General features: G+C 72.3%; 21 protein-coding genes. 9 read left to right on the top strand and 12 right to left on the bottom strand.

From position 1 onward, the window contains the following. Nucleotides 1-127 precede the first annotated feature (127 nt). The 3 genes from ACMA1D_RS13880 (at nucleotide 128) to ACMA1D_RS13870 (ending at nucleotide 4,816) form a co-directional block, all read left to right on the top strand. Nucleotides 128-3,814 (top strand): DNA-binding protein, encoded by a 3,687-nt coding sequence (locus ACMA1D_RS13880; RefSeq protein WP_414724247.1) that lies wholly within the window; start codon nucleotides 128-130, stop codon nucleotides 3,812-3,814. A gap of 340 nt (nucleotides 3,815-4,154) precedes the next feature. Then, nucleotides 4,155-4,526 carry a peptidoglycan-binding domain-containing protein gene (locus ACMA1D_RS13875; RefSeq protein ID WP_414724246.1) on the top strand — a complete coding sequence of 124 codons (372 nt, stop codon included), beginning with the start codon at nucleotides 4,155-4,157 and terminating at the stop codon, nucleotides 4,524-4,526. A 128-nt stretch (nucleotides 4,527-4,654) separates the two neighbouring features. Continuing rightward, nucleotides 4,655-4,816 carry a peptidoglycan-binding domain-containing protein gene (locus tag ACMA1D_RS13870; protein ID WP_414724283.1) on the top strand — a complete coding sequence of 54 codons (162 nt, stop codon included), beginning with the start codon at nucleotides 4,655-4,657 and terminating at the stop codon, nucleotides 4,814-4,816. Between the two features lie 102 nt (nucleotides 4,817-4,918). On the opposite strand, the gene ACMA1D_RS13865 is transcribed toward ACMA1D_RS13870, so the two are convergent. Next, a complete protein-coding gene (locus ACMA1D_RS13865) occupies nucleotides 4,919-5,578 on the bottom strand; it encodes a TetR/AcrR family transcriptional regulator (RefSeq protein ID WP_414724245.1) in 660 nt (219 codons plus the stop codon). A 111-nt stretch (nucleotides 5,579-5,689) separates the two neighbouring features. On the opposite strand from ACMA1D_RS13865, the gene ACMA1D_RS13860 reads away from it, so the two are divergent. Then, nucleotides 5,690-6,715, top strand: coding sequence for a hypothetical protein (locus ACMA1D_RS13860; protein WP_414724244.1), 1,026 nt, complete (start codon nucleotides 5,690-5,692; stop codon nucleotides 6,713-6,715). 55 nt (nucleotides 6,716-6,770) lie between these two features. Here the strand turns inward: ACMA1D_RS13860 and ACMA1D_RS13855 are convergent, their stop codons facing one another. Continuing rightward, nucleotides 6,771-7,214, bottom strand: a complete 444-nt coding sequence (locus ACMA1D_RS13855; RefSeq protein ID WP_414724243.1) for a MarR family winged helix-turn-helix transcriptional regulator — start codon at nucleotides 7,212-7,214, stop codon at nucleotides 6,771-6,773. Nucleotides 7,215-7,300: 86 nt separating this feature from the next. Here ACMA1D_RS13855 and ACMA1D_RS13850 point away from each other — a divergent pair, with 86 nt between their 5' ends. Further along, the gene (locus tag ACMA1D_RS13850) at nucleotides 7,301-8,773 is read left to right on the top strand and encodes an MFS transporter (protein ID WP_414724242.1); all 1,473 of its coding nucleotides are present in this window, start codon (nucleotides 7,301-7,303) and stop codon (nucleotides 8,771-8,773) included. A gap of 74 nt (nucleotides 8,774-8,847) precedes the next feature. Here ACMA1D_RS13850 and ACMA1D_RS13845 read toward each other — a convergent pair whose 3' ends face one another. The 8 genes from ACMA1D_RS13845 to ACMA1D_RS13810 all read right to left on the bottom strand — a co-directional run bounded on the left by ACMA1D_RS13845 (nucleotide 8,848) and on the right by ACMA1D_RS13810 (nucleotide 17,030). After that, nucleotides 8,848-9,507, bottom strand: a complete 660-nt coding sequence (locus ACMA1D_RS13845; RefSeq protein ID WP_414724241.1) for an HD domain-containing protein — start codon at nucleotides 9,505-9,507, stop codon at nucleotides 8,848-8,850. Nucleotides 9,508-9,806: 299 nt separating this feature from the next. After that, nucleotides 9,807-10,748 carry a nucleoside hydrolase gene (locus ACMA1D_RS13840; RefSeq protein WP_414724240.1) on the bottom strand — a complete coding sequence of 314 codons (942 nt, stop codon included), beginning with the start codon at nucleotides 10,746-10,748 and terminating at the stop codon, nucleotides 9,807-9,809. A gap of 207 nt (nucleotides 10,749-10,955) precedes the next feature. Then, a complete protein-coding gene (locus ACMA1D_RS13835; protein ID WP_414724239.1) occupies nucleotides 10,956-12,185 on the bottom strand; it encodes a cytochrome P450 in 1,230 nt (409 codons plus the stop codon). Next, entirely contained in the window at nucleotides 12,178-13,155 is a 978-nt protein-coding gene (locus tag ACMA1D_RS13830; RefSeq protein WP_414724238.1) for an MOSC domain-containing protein, read from the bottom strand. Before ACMA1D_RS13830 ends, ACMA1D_RS13835 begins: the two co-directional genes overlap by 8 nt. Before the next feature lie 243 nt (nucleotides 13,156-13,398). After that, nucleotides 13,399-14,115 (bottom strand): class I SAM-dependent methyltransferase, encoded by a 717-nt coding sequence (locus tag ACMA1D_RS13825; protein ID WP_414724237.1) that lies wholly within the window; start codon nucleotides 14,113-14,115, stop codon nucleotides 13,399-13,401. A gap of 478 nt (nucleotides 14,116-14,593) precedes the next feature. Further along, complete coding sequence (gene rdgB / locus ACMA1D_RS13820) at nucleotides 14,594-15,196, bottom strand: RdgB/HAM1 family non-canonical purine NTP pyrophosphatase (protein ID WP_414724236.1); 603 nt, start codon at nucleotides 15,194-15,196, stop codon at nucleotides 14,594-14,596. Nucleotides 15,197-15,250: 54 nt separating this feature from the next. Further along, nucleotides 15,251-16,588 carry an IS701 family transposase gene (locus tag ACMA1D_RS13815; protein WP_414724235.1) on the bottom strand — a complete coding sequence of 446 codons (1,338 nt, stop codon included), beginning with the start codon at nucleotides 16,586-16,588 and terminating at the stop codon, nucleotides 15,251-15,253. 181 nt (nucleotides 16,589-16,769) lie between these two features. Then, nucleotides 16,770-17,030, bottom strand: a complete 261-nt coding sequence (locus ACMA1D_RS13810; protein ID WP_414724234.1) for an acyl carrier protein — start codon at nucleotides 17,028-17,030, stop codon at nucleotides 16,770-16,772. Nucleotides 17,031-17,893: 863 nt separating this feature from the next. Between ACMA1D_RS13810 and ACMA1D_RS13805 the strand changes: the two genes are divergently transcribed. Continuing rightward, nucleotides 17,894-18,706, top strand: coding sequence for an AfsR/SARP family transcriptional regulator (locus tag ACMA1D_RS13805; protein ID WP_414724233.1), 813 nt, complete (start codon nucleotides 17,894-17,896; stop codon nucleotides 18,704-18,706). Between the two features lie 254 nt (nucleotides 18,707-18,960). Here the strand turns inward: ACMA1D_RS13805 and ACMA1D_RS13800 are convergent, their stop codons facing one another. Further along, on the bottom strand, nucleotides 18,961-20,997 hold the full coding sequence (locus ACMA1D_RS13800; RefSeq protein WP_414724232.1) for a LuxR C-terminal-related transcriptional regulator: 2,037 nt from the start codon (nucleotides 20,995-20,997) through the stop codon (nucleotides 18,961-18,963). 547 nt (nucleotides 20,998-21,544) lie between these two features. On the opposite strand from ACMA1D_RS13800, the gene ACMA1D_RS13795 reads away from it, so the two are divergent. Then, complete coding sequence (locus tag ACMA1D_RS13795; RefSeq protein WP_414724231.1) at nucleotides 21,545-22,210, top strand: histidine phosphatase family protein; 666 nt, start codon at nucleotides 21,545-21,547, stop codon at nucleotides 22,208-22,210. A gap of 139 nt (nucleotides 22,211-22,349) precedes the next feature. Here the strand turns inward: ACMA1D_RS13795 and ACMA1D_RS13790 are convergent, their stop codons facing one another. Then, complete coding sequence (locus ACMA1D_RS13790; RefSeq protein ID WP_414724230.1) at nucleotides 22,350-23,021, bottom strand: CatB-related O-acetyltransferase; 672 nt, start codon at nucleotides 23,019-23,021, stop codon at nucleotides 22,350-22,352. 99 nt (nucleotides 23,022-23,120) lie between these two features. Here ACMA1D_RS13790 and ACMA1D_RS13785 point away from each other — a divergent pair, with 99 nt between their 5' ends. Further along, nucleotides 23,121-23,783 carry a TetR/AcrR family transcriptional regulator gene (locus tag ACMA1D_RS13785; protein WP_414724229.1) on the top strand — a complete coding sequence of 221 codons (663 nt, stop codon included), beginning with the start codon at nucleotides 23,121-23,123 and terminating at the stop codon, nucleotides 23,781-23,783. Between the two features lie 120 nt (nucleotides 23,784-23,903). Beyond that, nucleotides 23,904-24,686 carry a hypothetical protein gene (locus ACMA1D_RS13780; protein ID WP_414724228.1) on the top strand — a complete coding sequence of 261 codons (783 nt, stop codon included), beginning with the start codon at nucleotides 23,904-23,906 and terminating at the stop codon, nucleotides 24,684-24,686. Nucleotides 24,687-24,904: the final 218 nt, after the last annotated feature.

The following is a 24,904-nucleotide window of genomic DNA, read 5'->3' as shown; positions in this document are numbered from 1 at the left end:
CCATACGGGGGAGAGAGCGATGGGGCGCCGCGAAAGAACAGTCGACCCGGCTGCGGGGCCGGTCCAACGATTTGCGTACGGGTTACGGATGCTCCGGCGGGACGCGGGCGGTCCCACCTATCGGGAGATGGCACGCAGCGCCGGCTACTCGGCGACCTCACTGTCACAGGCCGCGGCCGGGGAGCAACTGCCTTCCCTGGCCGTGGCGTTGGCCTACGTCCGGGCGTGCGACGGCGACCAGGACGAGTGGGAGCGGCGCTGGCAGGAGACGGCTCAGGAGATACCCGACCTCAGGGAAGAGGATGCGGACGCACCGCCGCCGTACCAGGGCCTGGACCGGTTCGAACCCGGGGACCATGAACGGTTCTTCGGGCGCACCGCGCTCGTCGCCGAGCTGTGTGAGCTCGTGCTCGCCCAGCGCTTCGCCGCGGTCTTCGGGCCGTCCGGAAGCGGCAAGTCGTCCCTCCTGCGCGCCGGGTTGGTCCCCGCGCTGCGCACCACGGAAGGACCCCCGGCGGCGATCCGCATCCTGACGCCCGGGGAACACCCGATGCGCAACCACGCGCAGGCGTTGCGCCCCAAGGGCCCGGCGGGGCACACCCTCGTCGTCGTGGACCAGTTCGAGGAGGTCTTCACGCTGTGCCGGGACCCCAACGAGCGCGCCGAGTTCCTCGACGCACTGCTCACCGCGCGGCAGCCGGACAGCCGACTGCGCGTCGTGATCGCCGTACGGGCCGACTTCTACGGGCGCTGCGCCGAGCACCAGGCCCTCGCCGAAGCGCTGCGGGATGCGAACCTGCTGGTGGGGCCCCTGAGTCCGGCCGAGTTGCGCGAGGTCATCGTCCGTCCGGCCCAACTCGCCGGGCTGATCGTGGAACGTGAGCTGACGGCCCGACTCGTCGAGGAAGTGGACCGCGAACCGGGCGGTCTGCCCCTGCTCTCGCACTGCCTGCGCGAGACGTGGCGGCGCCGACGCGGCCGGGTCCTTACCGTGCAGGCGTACGAGGCGGCGGGCCGGGTGCACGGGGCGATCGCGAAGACCGCCGAGGAGGTCTACGCGCAGTTCTCCGCCGATCAGGCCGAGTTGGCCCGCCGCATACTGCTGCGGCTGATCACCCCCGGTGAGGGTTCGCCGGACACCCGTCGCCCTCTCGACCGTACGGAACTGAGCTTCGCCCCGGCCGACGAAGTGGCCCTGGTAATCGACCACTTGGCCCGGGCCCGTCTCATCATCCTCGATGAGAACACCGTCGACCTCGTGCATGAGGCGCTCATCACGTCCTGGCCCCGGCTGCACGCCTGGGTGGAGGAGGCACGCGAGCGGCTGCACGTACATCGGCGCCTGACCGAGGCCGCGCACGCCTGGGTGGACCTGGACCGGGACGTGGGGGCCCTGTACCGGGGTACGCGGCTGGCGATGGCCGACGAACACCTGGTGGGCGAGCCGCTGACCCCCATGGAGCAGGAGTTCCTGTCCGCCGGTCGCACCACGCGCAGCAGGGAGCTGCGACGTCGCCGCGCCCTGCTGGCCACGCTCGCCACCCTCCTCGTCCTCGCGCTCGTCGCGGGTGCCGCCGCCTGGCAGCAGTCCCGTACCAGCGAGCGCCGCCACCGTGAGTCCGAGGCCCGGCGGATCGCCGCGATGGCCGACAGCCTGCACACCACCGATCCGGTCACGGCAGCCAGGCTGAGCGTCGCGGCCTGGCGGCTCGCCCCCACCATCGAGACCCGCTCGGCGGTGCTGGCGGCGCTCAACACCCGTGAGCGGGACGTCTTCAGGGTTCCGGAACACGACGCCCGGTCCACCGTCCGCCGCATCACCGGCGACGGGCGGACCCTGGTGTCGGCCTCAGGTGACCACATTCGTGTCTGGGACCTGCGCACCCACCGGCTCACCCACGCCTACCCGGGGCCCGGCGAACGGTTGTCCGGACCCGATGAGGATGTGATCAGTCCGGATGGTCGGACCATGGCCCTAGCCCGTGAGGACTCCCTCAGCGTGTGGGACATCCGCGCCGGCCGGTTGGTGGCCACCCTGCGCACGGAGCAGCCGGTGACCGTCGCGTTCAGCGGGGACGGGCGCAGCCTCGTGACGAGCGGCGCGCGCGAGGTGCAGGTGTGGGACGTGGCGACGCTTCGGCTGCGGCTGCGCGTTCCGGTCGGTGGTGGTGACGGGGGTGCCTCGTACTCGGCGATCAGCGCGGACGGGCGTCGGCTGGCCGAGTGCAGCACCCGGCACCCGCTGCGGATCTGGGACGTCGCCCGCCGCACGCCACTGGACCTGCCGTGGCCGGCGAGGTACGGCTGGGGCGCGTGCTCGCGGAGCCGGCTCACCTTCTCACCGGACAACGCCACCCTCGTGTTCGACGGTCCCGGTGGCATGCGCGTGTTGGACGTCGCCTCGGGACGCGAGCTCGCTGCCCGGGGAGCGGAAGAGCAGGCCGACGTACGGTTCAGCCCGAACGGCGCCTTCATGACGTCGGTCAACGAGGAGGGCCACGTCCTGGTGTGGCGCTTCGCGCTGCCCAACATCACTCCGGTTTTCCGTCACACCCTGAAGAACCAGACCGCTGATCACTACGAGATCGACTTCACCGCGGGTGTGATCCGCTACCTCGACAGCTCGCGCACGGCCGTACGGTCCTTGGCGCTGGGCCAGGTCACCACGGCCGGCTGGCGCCGATGGCCAACGGATGCCGCGCTGTTGTCCCGGGAGGGCCAGACGTTGGCGGCTCTGCGCGCCCCGCAGGAGGCGGTGGGCGAGCGGAGCGTCACCCTCTGGGACACCCGGACCGGCCGGTCCTTGCTCACGATGCCTGACCAGCCGTGCCCCGTCGAATCGGCCGATCCCGAGGCAGCGTCCGACGTGTCCCGCCCCCAGGAACCGCGGGCCAGCGAGGAGAAACTCACCGTCGACGGTGCGGATGCCGGTGCCCCGTCGGAGGGTGCGGAGGACGTCGACTGCATCAATGCGATGGCGCTGAGCGCTGACGGCCGCTTCTTCGCATACGCCCGAAGCAGTACCGCCCCTGACGCTTCCGCCGGTCAACGCATCACCGTCTGGGACGTACCGGCACACCGCAGGAGTGCGAGCATCGTCATCCGGCCCGGCGGGGACGACCTGACCACCGTTCACTCGCTGGCCATGAGCCCCGACGGCCGCACCCTGTACGTGGCCAGGTCGGGCGCGCGAGAGGACGTCGAGGTCTGGGACGTACCGCGGAACAAGCGCCTCCGGACGCTGCGCAACACGCCCGTCACGGGCCTGGCCCTCCGCGGTGACCAGCACCTCCTCGTCACCGGGCAGGGCCAGGTGACCAACCCGTGTACGGGACAGACCCACTACCGCGCCCTCGGCGACGGCATAGCCGACGTGCTGGCCTTCAGCCCGGACGGGGCGCGCTTCGCGGCGGGCGACGCCCGGGGACACGTCAGCGTGTGGAACGGCGGGGTGCGTGATCGGCTGGGTGCGACGGGCACCACCCCCGGCGAGGCCGTCACCGCGCTCGCCTTCTCACCGGACGGCAACACCCTGGCGGTGGCCGGGAGCGACGGCACCGTGCAGCTCTGGGATGTGCCCTCCAGCCGCCCGCTCGGCTCTCCCCTGCCCACCCCGGGTGACCTCCCGCGGGCGCTCGCCTTCAACCAGAACGGCACCGTGTTGTACGTGGCGGGTTCGCACGTACGGGTCCGCGCGTACGACATCGCTCCCGCCGAGGCGGCCCGTCAGGTCTGTACCCGCGCCGGATCGGGGCTCTCCCGCGCGGACTGGAAGAAGTACCTGCCGGGGATTCCGTACCGCAGGACCTGCTGACCGGCCCGAGGTGGCTCCGCCGGCGGGGAGCTTCGGTCCCGGTGCGGTGCTCGGAAGGTGCTGGTGGGGCCGGTGTCCGGCCGTCGTGGATGGCTGGTGGAAGGCTGCGCGTGGCGAGCAGGCCCGCTCGGGAATTGAAAAGTCCCAGGTGAGGGGGGTGCTAATCAATGGTGGCCGGAGAAAGCTCGGTGATGTCAGCGGATCGGGCCAGCGCAGCGTCCGGCTGTGAGCGGGAGGGTCTTCGAGCCCGTACGGCTCGTCCGATGACCTTCAGCACCCGGAACGCCCTGTACTGCTTCCGGGCGCTGTGCCACCCATCACCGAAAGGGATACGACACCCATGACCAAGACGATGCGTGCGCTCGTCCCCGCCGCCCTCGCCGGCGCGCTCCTCCTCGGCGGGGTCGCCTCCGCCACGGCCGCGCCGGCTTCGAGCCCGGCCGCCGCTACCCAGAACGGCCCGTCCACGCTCAGCTACTACTGCGGCTACCACGACGGCTCGAAGTACGCCGACCGCGGTGACCGCGGTAACCACGTGAAGGAGATCCAGTGCCTGCTGCGTGACGCCTGGGGCTACAACATCGGTTCGTCAGGCGTCGACGGCAAGTTCGGGGGAGACACCGAGAAGGCGGTAAAGGCGTTCCAGCGTGACCACGGCCTCAAGGCGGACGGCATCGTCGGCCCCAACACGTGGAAGAAGTTGCGCGGCTGATTCCCCATGGTGCGCCCTCCCGGGGGGGGGGGCTGACTCGGGCGTAGTCACCCAGCACATCGACAGGTGATCACGGCTGGGCAGTGATCGGGCGCACGGTCCGGCCGGGGTGAAGCCCCGGCCGGACCATACCCGCACCATCCGTCCAACCGCACCACGCGCACGGCGACCCAATCGACGGCTACTTCGACGAGGACACCCGGAATGCGCTACTGGCATTTCAGGGTGCCCACGCCGGCGGAGCGGACGGCATCGTCGGCCCCAACACCTGGAAGAAGCTGCGCGGCTGATTCATCCCGTGCCTCAACGACCCCAGCCGGCAGATGCCCGGCTGAGGCTCTCGCCAGCCGGGCACACCCTCACCAACTAACCCAGCCCTGGCCGCTCGGACCTCACTGCTGCCTGCCCCGCTCCACCGCGTCAAACGCCGGCCCGAGCGGTGCCAGGGCCGCACGGAGTCGGTCGGGAAGGGAACCCGCGGGGATGACGAGCCCGCCGGCGTCGTGGGCCCTGTCGGGGTGCGCGGCGGTGGCGGGCTGGAGCCAGTCTTCCAGTGCGATGCGGACTGCCGCGGCCACACTGGCCGCCAGGACGCGGGTCGCGGGTGCCGCGGGGTCCTCGCCCAGGCAGCGGGCGAGTGCCGCCGCGAGTGGGGGTTCGATGTCGGCGGTGGCGCCGAGGAACGCGCCGCGCAGTGCGGTGTGGGTGGTGATGAGCAGGAGCGTCCGTTGGTCACGCTCGCTGGCGTTCGCGTACTGCTCGACCAACGCTTCCGTGACGGCGTCGGCCAGCCGCACGCCGGCGGGGCGGGCCGTGACCGCCGTCGCGATCCGTGTTTCCCGGTCCGCGGTGACGGCGGAGACGATCGCCTGCTCGCGGCTGGCGAAGTAGTTGTTGTAGGTACGCGGGGAGACGCCGGCCGCCTCGGCGATGTCCTCGACCCGTACCCGGTCCGGCCCACGCTCCATGGCCAGACGCAGCGCCGCCCGACGCAGCGCCTCGCGCGTGGCCTGCTTCTTCCGCTCCCGCAGACCGGGTGGTGGTGTCGTCACGGTGTCACCTTTCCACACGAGAGTGCGCGCCCGCAAACTTGCGTACACGCACTTTTCCTGTCAGCTTGCTGGCGAGCCGACCCGTCCGGGGTGGGCGGGGAGGGAACCGTCATGCGTGCCAGAGGAATGACCTACGACACCGGTTTCGTGCTGCACGGGCGGGTGTCTCGCGAGCACTTCGACCCGGCGGTGGTCCGGCGCGAACTCGCCGTCATCCGCGATGACTTGCACTGCAACGCGGTCCAGGTGATCGGCGGCGACCCGGCCCGACTGGAGTCGGCCGCCCGCCTCGCGGCCGAACTCGGGCTGGAGGTCTGGTTCTCGCCCTATCCGCTGGAGCTCGATCAGGAACAGATGCTCACGCTCCTCCGCGACTGCGCCGAGCGGGCGGAGCGGCTGCGGCGGCAGGGGGCCACGGTCGTCTTCGTCACCGGGGTCGAGCTGAGCGTGATGAGCCGCGGGTTCCTCCCCGGAGACAGCCCCGAGGAGCGGGTACGGCACCTGTTGGACCGGCCCGGGCGGCGGGCCGAGGCGATGCGGGAACTCGGCTCGGCCATCAACGCCTTCCTCCACGAGGCAGCGGGTACGGTCCGCGAGCGCTTCCTCGGCAGGCTCACCTACGCCGCCATCCAGTTCGAGCAGGTCGACTGGGCCCCCTTCGACCTGGTGACGCTTGAGTTGATCCGCTCGGCCGAGGTCGCGGACCAGTTCCGGGCGGCCGTACGCACCCTGGCCCGGGGCCCGAAGCCGCTCGCCGTCACCGGGTTCGGCACCGCGGCCTACCGCGGCGCTGGGGACCGCGGCGGACGGGTGCTCGACGTCGTCGAACACGACCCCGCGACCGGCGCCCCGGTGCGGCTGAACGGCAGCTACGAGCGGGACGAGGCGGGCCAGGCCGCGTACCTGGACGAACTGCTGGAGGTCTTCGCGTCCGAGGGCGTGGACAGCGCGTTCGTGTTCCTGTTCGCCCTCGCGGGCTACCCGCACCGCCCGGACGGCGACCCCAGGGACGACCTGGACCGAGCCGGCCTCGGCATCGTCAAACTCCTCGAAGGACGCCGCGGCGAGACCTATCCCGACATGGAGTGGGAGCCGAAGGCCGCCTTCGCGGCGGTGGCCCGGCGGTATCGGAGGTGATCCGTTCGCAGCGCCGCAGGCGACGGCGGCGTTCCGTCGTCGACAGCCGGCCGGGTCACTCCCGCGGCACGTCGATGAGCAGGCGAATGCCGTCGATGAGCGCCTGCGCCTGCCCCTCGGGCCAGTCCGCGATCCGGTCTTCGAGGTGTCGGGTCAGCGCGTCGCGCAGCCCGGCGACCGTGGTGCGGCCCTTCGGAGTCAGGGAGAGCAGGGTGGCGCGGCCGTCGTGGGGGTCGGGGCCGCGTTCGATGAGGCCCGCGGCTTCGAGTCGGTCGGCGTACCGGCTCGCGCCGGACCGGTCGATGCCCACCTCGTCGGCCAGCCGCGCCGCCGACTGCGGTCCGAGCCTGGCCAACCCGCTGAGCACCCGGTAGGTCTGCCGGTCGACGCCCGGCGGGGCCTCGTCGAGGACCGCGTCGTAGAGCGCGCTCCGGTTGCGCCGCAGGAGCAACTGCCCCAGCGCCTGTTCCAGGTCGCGCGCCAAGCCTGTGTTCACCATCCGGCAATAGTACGTGCGAAACGCACGGGTTGGGGGTAGCTTATTGCGTGCAAGTCGCACGCACTTCTTCCGGGGGTTTCGTGGTCATGGGTCATGTGCTGACCAAGCAGCGTCGTAGTGCACTGATCGGTCCTGTGCTGGTGCTCGCCACCTTGGTCTCCAGCCTCATCAGCTCGTTCGGGGCGCCGTTGATCCCCACCGTCGCCCATGAGTTCCATGCGTCGCTGAGCACGGCGCAGTGGTCGCTGACCGTGGCGCTGCTGGTCGGCGCGGCGAGTTCCCCGGTCCTGGGGCGGCTCGGTGACGGGCCGCGGCGGCGGGTGACGCTGCTCGGCGGCTTGGCCGTGGTCACGGTGGGCGGCGTGGTGGCGGCGGTGGCCAGTGGCTGGGGCGGGGGGTTCGGGTGGCTGCTCGTCGGCCGTGGGTTGCAGGGCGTCGGGCTCGGTCTCGCACCGTTGGCCATGGCCACCGCGCGGGACGAACTGCCCACGGCCAAGGTGGCGCCGATGATCGCGCTGCTGTCGGTGTCGGCCGGCGCCGGCCTCGGTGCGGGCTACCCGATCAGTGGGTGGGTGGCCGACGTGTGGGGGCTGGCGGGTGCGTACTGGTTCGGCGCGGTCGTGTCGGGCCTCGCGCTGCTGTGTACCGCGGCGGTCCTGCCGTCGGGCGCGCGGCGTGGCGCCCCCGACCCGCTCGACTGGGTGGGCGCCGTACTGCTCACCCTGGCGCTGGTCACCGTACTGGTGGCGGTGGCGGAGGGGACCCGGTGGGGTTGGGGCTCGCCGGCGGTCGTCAGTCTGCTGGCGGCCGGCGTCGTGCTCGGCGCGGTGTGGGCCCGGCAGCAGTTGCGCGCCGAGCATCCGCTGGTCCAGCTCCGCCTGCTGCGTCACCCTTCGGTGTTGTCCGCCGATGCCTGTGCCATGGTGCTGGGCATCGCGATGTACATGGTGCTTTCGGGTGTGACGGAGTTCGTGCAGTCGCCCCGCTCGGGTGGGTTCGGGTTCTCCGCGTCGGCCGTCGTGGCCGGCCTCGTCCTCATCCCGCTGTCCTTCTTCATGCTGGCCAGCTCCCGCGCCCTGCCCGCCCTGGTGGCCCGCATGGGGACGCGGGCGGTGTTGGTGCTCGGCTGTCTGGTGGCCGCGGTGGGTTGCGGGTTCTTCGCCGTCTTCCACGGTGCCCTGTGGCAGGCGTTCGTCATGACGGGTGTGCTGGGCGTGGGCCTTGGCACCACCTTCGCCGCGATCCCCGGCCTGATCGTACGAGCCGTCCCCGAGGGGGAGACGGGGAGCGCCCTGGGCTTCTACCAGGTGGTCCGCTTCACCGGCTTCTCGCTGGGCAGCGCGCTCGCCGCCACCGTGTTGGCCGCCCAGGCCGACGGCGACGGCCACCCTGCGGTGGGTGGCTACACCTCGGTGCTGTGGGTCTCCGCCGGCTTCTGTGTGGTCGCCGCCGCCCTCGCCTGGTTCCCGCCCGACCGCGCCTCGGGGCGGGCGCCCGCCGAGCGCCCGTCCGCCGATGCGGTCCGGGTGCCGCCGCGGCCGGGCGGCGACGCCGCGTAGGCCCCGGGGCGTAGGGCCAGGGGCTGTCGACCCGTACCGGCCCGGTGGCCCTGCCGACCCGCAGGCCAGGTGGTCTACCCGTTCTTCAGCCAGCCCTCCCGTACCCCCGCCGCGAGCAGTTGCTCGGTGCAGTCCCACAGGGTGTGGGAGCCCTGGTCGATGACCGACGTGCGCTCGTGGACGCGGGGGTGGGTGACGTCGGGGGCGCGCCAGGTGCCGCCCTCGTTGCCCGCGTTCAGGAGCAGGGGTTGGAACCGGTCGAGGGCCTTGGCGAACTTCGCCTCGGGGGTGCGGCGTTCTTCGAACTCGTCCCACAGCGCGTGGAACTCGGCCTCCTGGTCGGCCGGGAGGAGGGCGAACAGCCGCTGGGCCGCGGCGCGTTCGCGCTCGGCCTGGGTCTGCCGGGCCGCGTCGTCGAACAGGCAGGTGTCGCCCGCGTAGATCTCGACGAGGTCGTGCACCAGGACGAGCCTCAGGGTGCGTTCGACGTTGATGGGCTCGTTGGCGTACTCGGCGAGCAGGAGCACCATCAGGGCCAGGTGCCAGGAGTGTTCGGCGTCGTTCTCGCGCCGGTCGGCGGAGAGCAGGGGGCTCAGCCGCAGGACGGCCTTCAGGCGGTCGGTCTCGGCGATGAAGGCGATCTGGCGGGCCAGGCGTTCGGGTATGTCGAGGCGGAGCTCTTCGGTGTCCAGGAGTGGCTTCGTGGTGTCGCGGGTGGGCGGTGGCGTGGTCATGTCGTCCTTTCCCAGGGCCGTCGGCTGTCTCGGGGGTACGGGGGTGGCCGGGTGGCGCAGGGCGGGATGGTGCCGGCCCGGCGCCGGGGTGGCGAGTGGTGTTCCCGGGTCAGTCTGCGACACCCCGACCGGCGGGACCGTCGCGGCCCCGGCCGGCAAGCGCGGGTGGCTCGGGCAGCCGCGGCCGTACGGGGGGTGCGCGGCCCGGCCAGGCCGTACCCGGCTGGCTGACCCGGTCAGGCCGTGCTCGGGTGGGCGGTTCGGCGAAGTCGTTCCCGGGTGGGTTGCCCGCCCGCCGGTCAGACGTGGAGGAGTTCGAGTAGCCGGTCGCGGTCGAGCCGTTCGACGAGGGTGACCGGGGGCCGGTCCCGCAGGGTGTCCCGCCAGTCGACGGCGGTGGCGCCGTGGCGGGCGCTGCCGGGTGCGTACTCGGCGTAGACGCGGTGTTCGGACGCCTGCGTGACCACGGTCGGGTCGAGTGCGACGGCCATGGCCAGCGGGTCGGCGCGGACGTACGCGCTGCGCTGTGCGTAGGACGGGTCGGTGACGAACCGGTTGGCCACCACCCGCCGCAGGGTGGCTGCGGCGCGGCTCGGACCGTCGAAGAAGGCGGTGAACTCTGCCGGGGCGAAGGCGTGGTCCAGCGTGGTCTCCCAGGACAGCAGGACGAGTCCCGGGAAGTGGGCGAAGACCAGGTCGGCGGCGGCCGGATCGGCTCCGGTATTGAATTCGGCGCTGATGGTGAGGTTGCCCCGGCCGTGGATGGCGCCGCCCATCACCACCACCCGGTCCAGGAGTTGCGGCAGGCGCGGTTCGAGCCTGAGGGCGAGGGCGACGTTGGTGAGCGGTCCGAGGGCGACGAGGGTGGTCTCGCCCGGGTGGCGGCGGGCGGTCTCGATGAGCGCGAGCGCCGCCGGCGTGCCCTGTTCCCCGGTCTGTGTGACGGACCAGCGGCCGAGTTCACCGAGGCCGTCCGCGCCGTGGATGTCGGGTGCCTCGCTGCGCGGGCCCGCGATGGGTCCCGCGGCGCCCCGGTACACCGGGATCGTGGCCGCGTCCTCGCCGTACGCGCCCAACAGCCAGCGGGCGTTGTCGGTCACCGTGTCGATGCCGACGTTGCCGGCGACCGTGCAGACCGCGGCGACCGGGACGTGCGGGCGCCGGGGCGCCGGGACCAGCGCCATGGCCAGGGCGTGGGCGTCGTCGAGCCCGGGGTCGGTGTCGATGACCAGCACGCTCATGGGTGAGCTCCCTCCGGGAGGTGGAACACGGCAGTGGCCACGGCCCTCGGCGCGGCGTCCGCTGCCGGGTGGCCGGGCGGCGGGCGGGCCGTGGTGGTGACCGTGGTGGGCGGGGTGTGCCTTGTGGGTGTGGCCGGCAGCTGGTGGGATACGCGCGCCGCCGGTGGGGGTCGGGTCGTACGCCGGACTCGGTGCGGCCGGTTGGAATCAGCCGCGGTGCGGTCGGGACCGCTGTGCGGGGCAGGTGGCCGGGGCGGGCTGCGGACCCGGGGCCGCAGGTGCGGGGCGCACCAGGCGTCCGTGCAGGGTGCGGTAGCGCAGGGTGGGGAGCTCCGGTTCCCGCTCGACGTGCTCCGCCCGGAACGCCACGCCCGCCCGCTTCAGCGCCTCCAGCAGGGCTTCGACGGCGGAGCGGGCCAGCGGCGCGCCGGGGCAGTAGTGGTCGCCGGCGCCGAAGGTGAGGGAGCGTGCGGCGGCCCCGCGGTCCTGGACGCGCAGCGGGTCCCGGTGGTGCTCGGGGTCCAGGTTGGCGGTGGCGAGGCAGAGGTTGACCCGGTCGCCCGCGGCGAGTTCGTACGGGCCGACGGTGACCGGCTCGCGGGCGTAGCGGCTGGCGAACCTGAAGGGGGTGGCGAGCCGGAAGACCTCTTCCCTGAGCCGGGGCAGGAAGAGGTGGTCGAGTTGGTCGTGGGTGACCCGCTCCCCCACCACGCACAGCGCGGCGAGCGTCGGGTCGTGGGCCCCGGTGACGACCTGGGTGAGCAGGGCGGTGGCGGTTTCCGGACCGAAGTCGGGGTCGTCCCACAGGCGTGCGATGCCGGCGACGAACGGTGTCGGGGGCGCCGTGCGTGCCGCGTCCAGCCAGTCGCGCAACCCTTCGACGGAGGCGAGCGCCTGCTCGATCCGTTCCATGTCGAGGCGGGCTGTGGCGAGTTCGTCCATCACGGCACGGCTCAGTTCGATGAGGGGGGTGGCGCCGGCCTGGCCGGTCATGGCGGCGACGACCTCCCGGGCCAGCGGGCGGGCCACCTCCGTCAGCCAGTCGAAGGGGGCCCCGCCCACGGCTGCCAGGCGTTCGTCGGCCACCCGTGCGTAGCTGGTGCGCACTTGGGGTGTGACGATGCCGCGCAGCAGGCGCAGGGTGACCAGGCGGATGCGCTTGTGGTAGTCGGAGTCGGAGAAGACGGGCCAGTGGGCGAAGAACGCCTTGAGGCGGGCGCGCCGCTCACGGTCCGCGTCCGGGAGGTGGGCCAGGCGCCGGTCGGTGGAGCGCTGGGACCAGAACTGCGGGCTGGACATGATGTGGCGTACGTCGTCGGCGCGGAAGGCGTAGATGCCGCCGTTCTCGGCCGCCGCCTGGTACGGGCAGCCGGCAGCCGCCTCGGCGAGCGCGGCGGCCGGGTCGTCCTGGCTGAAGTCACCGAACACGTCAAGCATCGACGGCTCCGGTGGGGCGGTCGGGTGTCGCGGGTGCCTCCTGCCCGGTGTGTTGCGCGGGGGGTGCCGGGGTGGCTTGGGGTGCTTGGGTCCCTTGGGTTGCCGTAGCCGTCGGGGGCGTCGGCGCCGGGCCGGTGGGGTTCGGGGTTGTGGCCGAAGGGGTCGGGGTGGCCGTGGTGGTGGCCGGCGTCGGGGCGTCGGCCGTGGCCGGGGCGCCGGTGCTGGTCGGGTTGCCGGTGCTGGCCGGCGCTGGGTTGCTGGTGGCGTCCGCCGTGGCCGGGGTGCCGGCGGGGGCGTTCTCCGGGGTGGTGGCGCTCGTTGCGGCGGCACGGTTCCTGGTGCGGTTCGATACGTGGAACATCATGGCGGCGCGGTCCCACTCGGGCTCTTCGTCGGCCATGGCGGTGATGCGCCGGAGCACGTCCTGTTCGTCGAGGATGGCACCGACCGCCTCCGCGACCGTCACGTGCCTGGCCGGGCGCCACACCACCTCGACCCGGTCCCCCACCGCGACGCTGCCCCCCTCCAACACCCGGAGGTAGACACCGGGGCGGCGGGCGCCGTTGAAGCGCTTGGCCCACCCCGTCTCCTGCATCCAGCCGCCGAAGGTGCCACACGCCATGCGGGGCGCCATGACTTGCAGGAGCACCTCGCCGACCTGCCACTTCTCGGCGAGTACGGCCCCGCTGGCGTCGAAGTCGATGAGGTCGAGGTTCTCCCCGAATATGCCGTTGCGCAGGGGCCTTTGCAGGCGCTCCGACCACCAGTCGAGGTCTTCGCGCGCGTAGGCGTAGACCGCCTGGAGTTCGCCGCCGTGGAAGTACTCGGCCTGCTCGTCGCCTTCGAGACCGAGTGGCCCCACCTTGACGCGGCCGGTGGTCGGGAGCTTCTTGATGGCCGACCTGCCGCGGCGCCTGGCGAATTCAGCCGGGACGATCGGACCCGTGTTGACCGAAATCACATTTCCCATGCGAATGACGCTAAGCGGCATGTGACAAGCCATCAACCGCGGTCTGATTAATGTGTCAGGTATTTCCTCGACCATTCCACCGGGAATGCGGTGCCCGCCGGAAGACGGCCGTCCCTTCGGGCAACGCCCGGTGTGCCCCAGCGGTCCGGGAGGATTCCGGCCCGCTGGGGCACCTGGGAGCGCCGCGCGGAAAGAGAAGGTCACTGCCGATCACAATTCACATCGCGTGGGACGTGCCCGGAATCACCGTGCGGCGCGGGCGCGGGCCATGACGAAGAAGGCGGGGACGTTCACGTGCCGGCCGTCCGTGGTGACCGTGCCCTGGTAGTCCAGCGGGGCGGTGGAGACGATGTCGAAGCCGGCGGCCTCCAGCTTGCGCTGGAGTGCGTCGTCCTCACGGGCGACGGGCAGCGGGACCCGGTCGAAGACGAACCCGAACTTCTCCGCGGGGCCGCCCGAGCCCTTGAGCTGGCCGAGGATGAAGTCCCTGCTGGCCGGCGCGAGCTCGTAGAAGAAGGCACCGCCCGTGGTGCCGACCAGGTGCGCCAGGGAGGTCACCGCGCGGTCCAGCTCGTCCGGGGTGAAGGCGTGCAGGACGGTGCGGACGTACAGCGAGGCGTCGCCGATCCGCTCGTGCAGCGCCGCGGCCTGCTCGGGCTGGAGCAGGTCGAGCTGTTCGTACTCGACGCCCGGCGCACTGTGATGCTTGCGCGCCCGCTCCACGGCGCTGGGCGCCACGTCCACGCCGATGACCCGTTCGAAGTGGCTGGCGATCGCCGCGGTCTGCGCGCCGTCCCCGCAGCCGACGTCGATGACGGGCTTGGTCGGGTCGAGCACGCTGCCGAACAGGTGCACGTGGGCGTGGGCCACGTAGGTGGGGTCCACGTCCCAGGGCGATGCGCCCGGCGTCGGGGGAAGGTCGGTCCAGAAGCGATCCCACATGGCCTCGAAGCGGCTCATCCGTGCGTCCTCTCTCTGGTTGTCGCGCCAGTTTCCGCACCCGTTCCGCGTATGCGTTCAACCCCTGGATGCCATGAATGCAAGGGAACGGGAATTACCTTTCGATCATTTGCCTGAGTGGCTGGTTCTGTAAAGCGTGAGTGATGCGATGTGTCAGGTCGGGGAGGGGAATTCCCATTGCACTCATGGCTTCACTGACGGGAATTCTTCGCTTCTTTCGGGCAGGCCGGCGGGCCTCGCTGACTTTGGTGCGCGGGGCTGACAGGTGACGGCTATGGAGTTTCTCGTACGGGGGTCGGGAGGAGCCCCGTGGGCCGGAAGGCGAATTCCCGGCCCACGCGTTGCGGCGCCGGATGACCCGGTGGGTCGCTCAGCAGGTGCGTCGACGGGGTGGCCGGTGGGTCACGCAGCAAGGTACGTCGGTGGGTGGGTCGACCGGCAGGTCGGCAGGTACGCCCGTGGGTTGCTCGACCGGGGCTCAGCCGGCCAGTTGCCTGATGTGCGGGACGAGCCCGCGGAAGGCGGTGCCCCGGTGGCTGATGGCGTTCTTGCGCCCGGCATCGAGTTGGGCCGAGGTCACCGTCTCGCCCAGTGGCTGGAAGACGGGGTCGTAGCCGAAGCCACCCGTGCCCTCGGGTGCGGTGCGCAGCACGCCGGGCAACTCCCCGAAGGTCACCCGCTCCGTACCGTCGGGCAGGGCGAGCGCGGCGGCGCACACGTACCTGGCGGTGCGGTGCGGGTCGGCGATGTCCTGCAACTGTGCCAGGAGCAGCCGCCAGTTGGCCTCGTCGTCACCGTGCCGGCCGGCCCAGCGGGCGGAGAAGATGCCGGGCGCCCCGCTGAGCACGTCGACACTGATGCCGGAGTCGTCGGCTATGGCGGGCAGCCCGGTGGCTCGGGCCAGCGCATGGGCCTTGAGCAGGGCGTTCGCGGCGAACGTGGTCCCGGTCTCCTGCACGTCCGGGAGGTGCGGATAGGCGTCCGCGCCCACCAGGTCGTACGGCAGCTCCGCCTCGCTGAGGATGGTCTTCAACTCGACGAGCTTGCCCGCGTTGCGCGTGGCGAGGATCAGCGTGTTCATGGCTCAAGTATCCGATCTGGCAGGAGGGGTGGGGGCGGTGGCGCGTGCTGCCGGTCAGGGGGCAGGCAGGGGCGTTCCGGTGCGGGGGCTGGCGGACACGGTGCCGGCCGGCGGTGTCCCACGGTCTTGGCCCGCCGGCCCGCCCGCGCTGGCGGTCGCCGACGGGTCGCGGCCGAGCCGGGCGGCGGTGTAGGCGGCGGACGCCAGCGTGACGTGCCGGTGCCAGCCGGCCAGCGACCTGCCGCTGAAGTCCCGCAGCCCGACCGATTCGACGGCCCGGGCCACCTCGTGGTCGACGCGGCGGGCCAGATCGGCGTACTCCACCAGCCGTTGCAGGGGCGTGTCGACCAGGTCCGTCACCCATACGCGCTCGGGTGGCCCGGTCGGGTCCGCCCACTCACCGACCAACAGCCGTCGCGCACCGGCCGCGGTCTCTTCCGCCAGCCGGACCGGCACCGCTACGGCCAGGGTGGGAGCTGCGGGCCGCGCGCCGTCCGCTGCCGCGTGCCACACGGGCTGCCGGGCGCTGCGGGCGGCCTCCAGGATGACCTGGGCCGAGAAGCAGCCGCGCCGGTAGCCGGGCATACCGAGGTCGGCCACGGTCAGCCGGGTGTCGAGCGCGGCCCTGGCCAGGACCGGCGTCGCGTCGTAGGCGAACCGCGCCAAGGTGGCCCGGTTCGCGCTGCCCGGCACGTTCAGCACCACCGGTTTGCCGCTCACCCCCACATCACGGGGCGTGGTGAGGGCGGCCGTCGCGGCCCACCCCTGCGTACCGCTGCCGCCGGCGGCCGGCATACCCCGCCCGGCAGCGGGCGCGACCGCCTCGGGCAGGTACAGCAACCAGTTGACCGGTACGGCCAGTTCGGCGGAGGCGAGCCAGGCGCCGTACGCGAGTTGGCCGTGGAAGGTCTTCCGGTGTCGTGGGTCGGGAAGCAGGTCGACGCCCACGGACTGGTTCCCGGCCCGCGGGATGGTCAGCGGGTGTACGACCAGCGCACGGGCCGGGCGCCGGCGCTCAGCCCAGGCTGCCAGGGCCGCGCGGAGGGGGCGCCAGTCCCAGGTCGAGTCGGCGATGAAGTGGTGCAGGCTCTGCGCCGCCGCCGGGTCGCCCGTCACCGCGGCGACGTTCCTGATGGACTTGCGGCCCTGCGCCGCCAGCAGTCCGTGCAGGTACTGCCTGGCCTTGCGCCGCTGGTCCTTGCGCCGCAACGAGGCGAACACCTCGGTGCAGAAGTCCTCCGGTACCTCGGGCGGGCCGCCCGTACGGGCCGGCGCGGCGCACGCGCGGCCCGCGGACCCCCGCGCCGCGCCCTTGCCGGCCGCTGCCGCGGGGCGCCGCGGCACCAACGGGCCCCGGCCGAGGCCCGTACCGGAAGGGGTGTGGACCGTCATCGCCTGCCTCTCCTTTCGCTCCGGCTGTCTCGGTTGGCTCACTGGCCCGGTTGGTTCACCGGCTGGGTGGCTCGCCGGCTCGGTTGGTCCGCCGGTTCGTCCTGTCCGTCGCCGCGGGCCGGTCGATCCCCGGCGGGCCGTCGGTGACCTGGGCCGCGGCCGGCCGCCGGTCAGGGCGTGGTCATGCCTGCGCGAGCTTGCGTCGGACCAGTTCGCGAACGCTGAGCAGGGTGGTGACGTTCGTGAACTCCTCGTCCGAGACGGCGACGCCGTACCGGTCCTCCAGCCGGGTGACGATCTCCAGGACCGCGAGCGAGTCGGCGTTGAGGTCCTCGGCGAACTGCGCGTCGTCGGTGACCTCCGCGGGCGGCAGCTCGAAGGCGACGGCCAGCAGGCTTCGGAGTTCTTCCAGATCGACGGAGCCCGAGGCAGGTTGGGGCACAGTGCTGTTCCTTTCGCTCATCGGAAGGGCGCGCACGGCACGTCGAACACGGTCGGGGCGGTACGGGTACGAGTCGGGTGCGGGGTCAGGTGCGCGTACGGCACCCTTCCCGTACGCGGCGTCGGCCTGGCCGTCGCGCCTGGCCGTCGGTGAGGCGTAAGCCTCCACCGCCCCCTCCGGGGACACCCTTCGTCCCCGCGGTTGCCCTCGTGACCTCGGGCGGTTCCCCTTCCCTCACCCGTGCCGCGACAGTAGCCACGCCGCCCCGCCCCGGGCACCGCACGACCGAGTAGGGACGGCCGCGAACCACCTACCTCTTCGAGTAGTTCCGGCACCCACCGCCGTCCACGGCCCGCCGCCGTCACGGACGTGACACACCCTGCACGGCCCCGCTCGACACCGCCCGGAGCCCGCGCCGGAACGTACGAGACGACCGGCCGCACACACCCTCGGGACGGCCGAAACCGCCTGGTGGCGGCATGGCCGGATTTCCCCGTTCCCCGTCGTCCCGATGGCCTCGGCCCTGCCGATCCGCCGCCGCATACAGCAAACGGGCCAGTGTATTTACGCCAAGATGGTCCTGGACAAGGTGGCCGAGACACTGCACGGCTTACCCTTGTCGATAAAGCAGCACCCGGTCGCCGTTGCCCGCGTGGGTCAAACAGAAGCTTCCCGTACCCGTGGAGCAGGTCTTTCTGTCAGGCGGTTCCCCTCCGCACCCTTCTCTTCGACCAGGGCGGACGTTTTCCCCGGAGAACCGGGCCACGCGCAGTTCCGGCCGACGTCTTCGGCCGACGTCCGCCCCGTCGCACGACGGCATGACCGTGCCGCTTTGTCACTCATCGGATCGCCAAGGGAGCAGTATGCAACTGGAACGGTTCGACTCGGGGCCCTGTTTCGGTCTTCTCGGCACCTCGGAAGTCCTCGTGGCGGGCCGGCGGATCAGCATCGCGGGAGTGCGGCAGCAGACGCTCGTCGCCATGCTCTCGCTGGACGCCGGGAACACCGTGGGGGCGGGCCGGCTCATCGAGGGCATCTGGGGCGCCCGCCCGCCCAAGACCGCGGACGCCCAGTTGCGCATCTGCGTGTCGCGGCTGCGCCGCCGACTGACCGAGGCGGGCACACCGGGTCTGATCAGCACCGAAAGCCACGGCTACCGCCTGGCCGTGGCACGGGACCAGGTCGACGCGCACCGCTTCACCGACCTGTTGGACGAGTCGCGGCAGGTGGAGGCCGCGGGGGACCGCGCGGAGGCCGTACGACTGCTGCGCACCGCGCTCGACCTCTGGCGCGGCCCGGCCGCCGAAGGACTGACCAGCCCGTTGATGCGGGCCGCGGCGGCGCGCCTCGACGAGAAGCGCGTGGGGACGTTCGAGCACTGTTTCGGCCTGGAACTCAGGCTCGGCCGGCACCATCACATCCTGCCGGAACTCATGGCCCACGCCACGGCTTACCCGTTCCGCGAACGCCTTCAGTTCCAGCTCATCACGGCCCTGTACCGGTCCGGGCGGCAGGTGGACGCGCTGCACGCCTACCGGGAGATCCGGCGGAAGTTCGCGAAGGAACTCGGGATCGAACCCTCGCAGTTCCTGCGCACCCTGGAACGGAAGATCCTGGTGCAGAGCCCGGAACTGAACAACGGGACCTATCCGCAGGAGACCAGGGTTCCCGCCTGACCACACCGCCGCGGCACGCCCGTAGCCGACCCGTAGCCGGGCGAGTGGGGCGTGGCAAGGGCACGGCGGCACGCGGTACTACCGCACAGCAGGGCCGTAGTCGCCTGCTGGTGGCGCCCGGGCCCCGGGCGCCACCAGCAGGTAGGTCCCGGGCACCACCGGCGCCCCGCCGGGGGACCCGTCCCCCGCGTACGACACACCCTGCTTTCCCCGCCCCAGCTCGGCACAGCCACCCGCCGGCACGCCGGCTCCGCTCAGTGCAGCGCACGGGCCAGCTTGACCCGGGAGTCCACGTTGAGCTTCCGGTAGATCTGGCGCAGGTGGTAGTTGACGGTGTGCGGGGAGCGGGCGACCCGGTTGGCCACCTGTTGGTTGGTCAGCCCCTCCGCGACCAGGCTGGCGATGCGGTGCTCGATCTCCGTCAACTCCGTCCGCGACCGGGTGCCGCCCGCCCGTCCCAGCCGTCTGGCCGGACCGGCCGCGGGTGTGGGTGTGGGTGCGAGGGAGGAAGCGGAGGCGGTGGTGGGCACGGGCGCGGGCACGGAGGTCGGCGCAGGAGCGGAGGTCTGCGCAGGCGCGGGAGCAGGGGCGGGCACCGGAACAGGCGCGGATGCGGGCGCGGGGGCCGCGGCCTGCGTGCCCCGCCGGGGCTGCTGGGGCCCGCCGCTCCCCACGTGCCTGAGCAGCGTCTCGACCCGGGTGACGGCGGCGAAGGCCCCGATGGAGCGGTACCCCTCCAACGCCGCCCCCAGGTGTCGGCGGGTGGCGAACCGCTCCGCCGGCCGCTCCAGGAACAGGGTGCCCAGGTCTTCACTGGCCGCCGCCGCTGCCCACGGCACGCTGTGCGCGACGGCCGCGTACTCCAGCGCGTCGACGTCCTGGTGCAGCAGCCCCCGGGCGTGCCCGGCCGCTGCGGCGATGCCCTCGTAGCCGGCGTTCTGGTCCGCGAGCCGCGTCACCCGCCGGGTGACCGCCTCGGCCAACGCCGTCTCCCCCGCGGCCCGGCACAGCCGCACCAGATGGGCGGCCCGCCCGGGATCGAGCAGCAGCACGGAGGTCTTGGTCAGGAGCTGCGGAAACCGCTTCACCAGCAGCCCAACCGCCCCGGCGGCGTCCATGCCGGCCGCGGTCACCCGGAAATCGGCCCATTCGTGGCGCACCAGCGCACCGGGCTGGGCCATGATCTCCGAGCGGGCCTGCCAGATCTGGTCCGCCGCCTCCGACCAGTGACCCTGGTCGAGCGTCACCTGCGACAGCAACGACAGGCCCTGGGCGGCGGTCACATGGGCATCGGCCCGCTGCGCCCTCGCCACCCCCGCCCGGACCTCCGCCGCGGCCTGTTCCGTACGTCCCGTGCCGACGAGCAGCCGGCCCCGGGTGATCGACGCCTCCGCCAACGCCCACGCGTGGTCGAGCCGCTCGGCCAGCCGCCGGGTACGGGCGAGGTGCGCTTCGCCCTCCGAGAAGCGGCCGAGGTGGATGAGCATGACGGACAGCGTCAGCAGCGGGTACGGGCGCCATGCGAGGGGCAACACGCCCTGGTCCATCCGCAGCGCCGCACGGCCCCACTCCAGTGCCTGGTCGACCCGGCCCGCGACCCAGTCGAGGTTCGTCAGCACCAGGGCGGCGACCACCGTGGCGATGCTGCGCTCCCCCGTCGCAACCAGCGCCTTCGCCCGGTCCCGCTGCTCCGACTCGCCCGAGCCGAAGAGGGCGAGTATCCGCGCGAGGTCACCGCCGTCGCCCGGCGAACCGTCGACGGGCTCGGGCGCCCGGGCCAGGGCTCGGCTCAACGCCGCGACGGTGTGCGCGTCCAGCGGCCGGCCCGGGCCCTCCCGACAGAGCAGCAGGGCCGAGACCAGGGGCTCGGGTGACTGGTCGGCCGCGCGGGCCGCCGGTGCCGCCCAGGCGGTGGTGGCGGGCTGCCGGGGACGGTCGTCGAGGCCCGGTGCGACCGCGGCGGACCCGGCCGGCCGGTGCAGCGAGGCGCCGCGTAGCAGGGCCTGCCGGACGCGGGCGGGAATCCGGGCCTTGAGCGTGTGGCACAGGCCGGGCGAGCGGAACATCAACCCGTTCCCGGCGAACCCGATCACACCCGCCGCCATGGTCTCTTCGAGCGCCGCCATCATGGACAGCGCCGTCACCGACTGCACGCGAGCGACCTCTTGTAGCGTGAACGCCTCGCCGATGAGCGCGGCGGCCTGGGCGAACTCCAGCGCGTCCGGCGACAGTTGGGCCAACTCCGCCGGCGCGTCCAGCGGTGGCTTTCGCGGCATCAAGTAGTCCGGCATGCGAGGTGTTCACCAGCTTCGGTCGGCCAGCTCTCGTCGTTGCATCGTGAGTGTTACCGACCGCCCGACACCCGAACAAGCCCGCTCCGCTTCCCGCACCGCTGCGGATGCTCCGGTGATACGGCCGTGATACGCGACGTCTCTCGACCCACCGCATATCCGACGAAAGACCTCCCGCCGGCCCGCGACCAGCAGGCTCCGCCCTCCTTGCCTGGCACGCACCACCACCGCAAAGGCAACGGGCGGCGGGGGCCAGTCGGCAGAGCGCAGAGGGTACGGGGAGTGGGCGACAGGTAGTACGCGACAGGTAGTTGACACAGATGTCCCAGCCGGGCCGCAGACGGCAGACCCGGCGCACGGCACGATCGGTTGGGTGGCAGCAAATCTGGCGGCGTGGCAGGCGGTACACCAGAGAGGGTGGGCCCCTCCCCCTGCCGTACGGGCAAGCAGCACACCCAACACGGGCTGCGAGGCGAAGACACCCACGGACGTCGTCGCCGCCCGCCACCACACGCCCCCGAGCCCTCCCCGCGGAACGGAGTCCGACATGGCAGTCGACCTCGTCTACGAGACGCATTCACTCACCGAGGACAACGAGAACGGCATCGCCTCCGGCTGGCTGCCGGGCAGGCTGTCCGCGCGGGGCCGGCGCCTCGCCGCCGAACTCGGCGCCCGCCGCCGCGACACCGGTCTGGCCGCCGTCTACGTCTCCGACCTGCACCGCGCCGTACAGACCGTGGACATCGCCTTCGCCGGTACGACGCTCCCCGTCCACCAGGACCCCAGGCTGCGCGAGTGCGACTACGGCGAACTCAACGGCTGCCCGGTCTCCGTGGTGGCGGCCGAACGCTCCCGGCGCATCGACACCCCCTATCCGGGCGGCCAGAGCTACGGCCAGGTCATCCGGGCCACCTGCGCCTTCCTCCACGACCTGGCCGGGGCCCAGGACGGTCGGCGCGTCCTGCTGATCGCGCACTCGGCGAACAAGTGGGCCCTCGACTGCCTGCTGACCGGAGCCGCGATCGAAGACCTGGTCGACGCCCCCTTCAACTGGCAGGAGGGCTGGCACTACACCCTGCCCACTGGCTGGCTCGAAACCGAAACCGAAACCGACATCGGCACCAGCACGGGTACGGACACAGGTACCGGCCCAGGCGCCAACCCCGGCCGCCACCGCCCTGGCCCACCCCCACGGCCCCGGCCGGAGCAGTAGCCCCTCGCCACTCCCCTGTCCTGAAGAGGATCACCTCCAACCCTGGGGAGCGACACGTCCAACCCTGAGGGAGGCAGCCGGCGAGGCTCACGGCGCGGCGAAGTCACGCGAGGCATCGGCCACCCCGCACCGAGCCGCGTCAGGTCCGGTCGAGCTGCGCGGCGGCCTCCTCCAGTTCGTCGACGGTTCCCGACATGATCGTCCGCAGGTGCGTGGTGATGTGCTGCACGGGCCAGTCCCACCAGGCCACGGCGAGCAACCGGGCGACGTCCGCGGCGTCGTAGCGGGTACGGATGAGCCGGGCGGGGTTGCCGCCGACGATCCCGTAGTCGGGAACGTCGGCGGTGACCACGGCGCCGGCGGCGACGATCGCCCCGTGGCCGATGCGCACGCCGGGCATGACGGTGGCGCCGTGCCCGAACCAGACGTCATGGCCGACGACCGTGTCGCCCCGCCCGGGCAGGTTGGTGATCAGGTCGAAGTGCTCCGCCCAGGAGCCGCCCATGGTCGGGAAGGGGAAGGTGGACGGGCCGTCCATGCGGTGGTTGGCCCCGTTCATGATGAACCGGATGCCGGTCCCGAGGGCGCAGTACCTGCCGATGACGAGCCGTTCGGGCCCGTAGTGGTAGAGGACGTTGCGCGTCTCGAACGCGGTCGCGTCGTTTGGATCGTCGTAGTACGAGAAGTCGCCGACCTCGATCAACGGCGACGTGACCAGCGGCTTGAGCAGCACCACGCGCGGGTGCTCAGGCAGGGGGTGGAGCACGGTGGGATCGGCGGGAACGGCAGGGACGGCAGGAACGGGGGGCATTGCGGTGGGTGGTTCCTCTCTGGCGACTCCTCAGCGACAAGTGTCGCGTTAGGATGCTGGCATACCCCTCCACCGTGATCAACCGCATATGGATCGCCGATGACAGACCCTCTGGACACGCCGTTGGACTCGCCGTTGGACGCCCCGTCGGACCGCCGCTCCGGCGGTCGCTCCGCCCGAATCCGCACCCAGGTCCTGGACGCGGTACGCGCCGAACTCGCCGAGAACGGCCACGAGAGCCTCACGATGGAGGGCGTCGCGACCCGGGCCGGGGTGCACCGCGCCACGGTCTACCGGCGGTGGCGCGACGTCGGCGGCCTCCTCGTCGACCTCATCGACGCCACCGGTGAGATCGACTGGCAGCCGCCGGACACCGGTTCGCTGCGCGGCGACCTGACCGCGCTCAACCAGGAGATCCAGGACTCCCTGCTCGTCCGCCCGTCGTTCGCGGTGGCCCTGATGGCCGCCTCGTTCCACTTCGAACGGGCCGCCCAGGCCCAGACCCGGTTGTGGACGGATCGCTACGCCCAGTGCGAGGTCCTCATCGAACGCGCGAAGGCACGCGGCGAACTCCCCACCCCCCACACGGACGCCCACGCCCTGCTCCTCCTCGCCACGGCCCCCATCTACCACCACCTGGTCCTCCTCCGCACACCCCCCGACCCCCACCTCCCCGAACGCGCCGCAACGGCAGCAACCCTGGCCGCCGCGGCGGGGGCGTTCTCGGTGGGTCGGGGTGGGGGCGGGGATGGGGATGGGTGAGCGGGGCGGGAGGGTGCGGGCTCCGTAATCCGTCTTCCCGCCGGTCAGGCTCCACGGGTCGTTCAACCCTCGTTCAACGCCAACGGCGACGGTCGGGGCTTCACCCACAGAGAGGCCCCCATGCAGCGCCGTGACTTCGCCGTCGTCCTGGCCACCACCGTCCCCGCAGCCCTCGCCGCCACCCCGGCGCTCGCGCACGGCCGTCCCGGCGGTGGGCAGCCCGCCGGTCAACTGCCGCACCGGATGCTGCAAGCCCTGGCCGGAGAGTTGGAGGACCGGAACACGGCGGCCGACCTGGTTCCCCACCTGTACGACGTGGGGTTCGAGTGGGAATCGGAGACCGCTCCCCTCGGCAGGCTGGACTTCCTCATCGCCTACGGTTTCGGCAACCGCCCGGCGGTCGGCGGTGGCAACCCCACGAAGGTGCTGCCGGAGCCCGGGCCGGTCAACGAGGAGCTGGCCGACACGGTTGCCCGCATTCGACGCCGCCGGCGCATCCCCGTCTACGCGCAATGGGAGATCGCCCGGTTCCTCAAGGACAAGCATCAGATGAAGGACGTGACCTCCATCGAGCCGGTGATCGAGCCGGACGGGACCATCACTTATCTGAGCACCGACGGCGTCGCGGCCCAGGTCGCCGAGGCCCGTCGGCAGCTTCCCGGCGGCATCGGCACGGCAGGTGTGATCGGCTTCCGCGACCACGTCAAGCGGTGCGTGCAGACCACCCGTGACCGTGGCATCACCGCGTACGCGCCGCGCGGCTTCGAGATGCCCGGCACCTACGACCCGCAGTCGGGTCAGCCCTGGACCCGGCGCCGGGACCTGTACCTGGTCCACGACATGGCGGCCCAGTGGCAGGTCCTGCGGCAGAAGATGATCACCGCTGCCTACCCCAACGGCTGACCCACCCGGGCCGCCGGGACCGGCCCCCGCCCCCGGCATCTGCCGGCCTGGCCGTCAAACCCCGACGACGACCAGGCCGGCAGCACACCAACGGACGCGGCGCCTTCCCACCCTCCGGCACCCGCGCACCGGTCACGAGCGCACCGACGCCAGCCCACCGCATCCACACGCACACCCAGCAACACCGTCAGGAATCGACAGGAGCCACCTCCTCGCCC

Source organism: Streptomyces sp. 796.1 (genome assembly GCF_047525675.1).
Lineage (GTDB): Bacteria > Actinomycetota > Actinomycetes > Streptomycetales > Streptomycetaceae > Streptomyces.
Note: the sequence above shows the minus strand (reverse complement) of the source record. Positions and strands in the feature narration are given on the sequence as shown.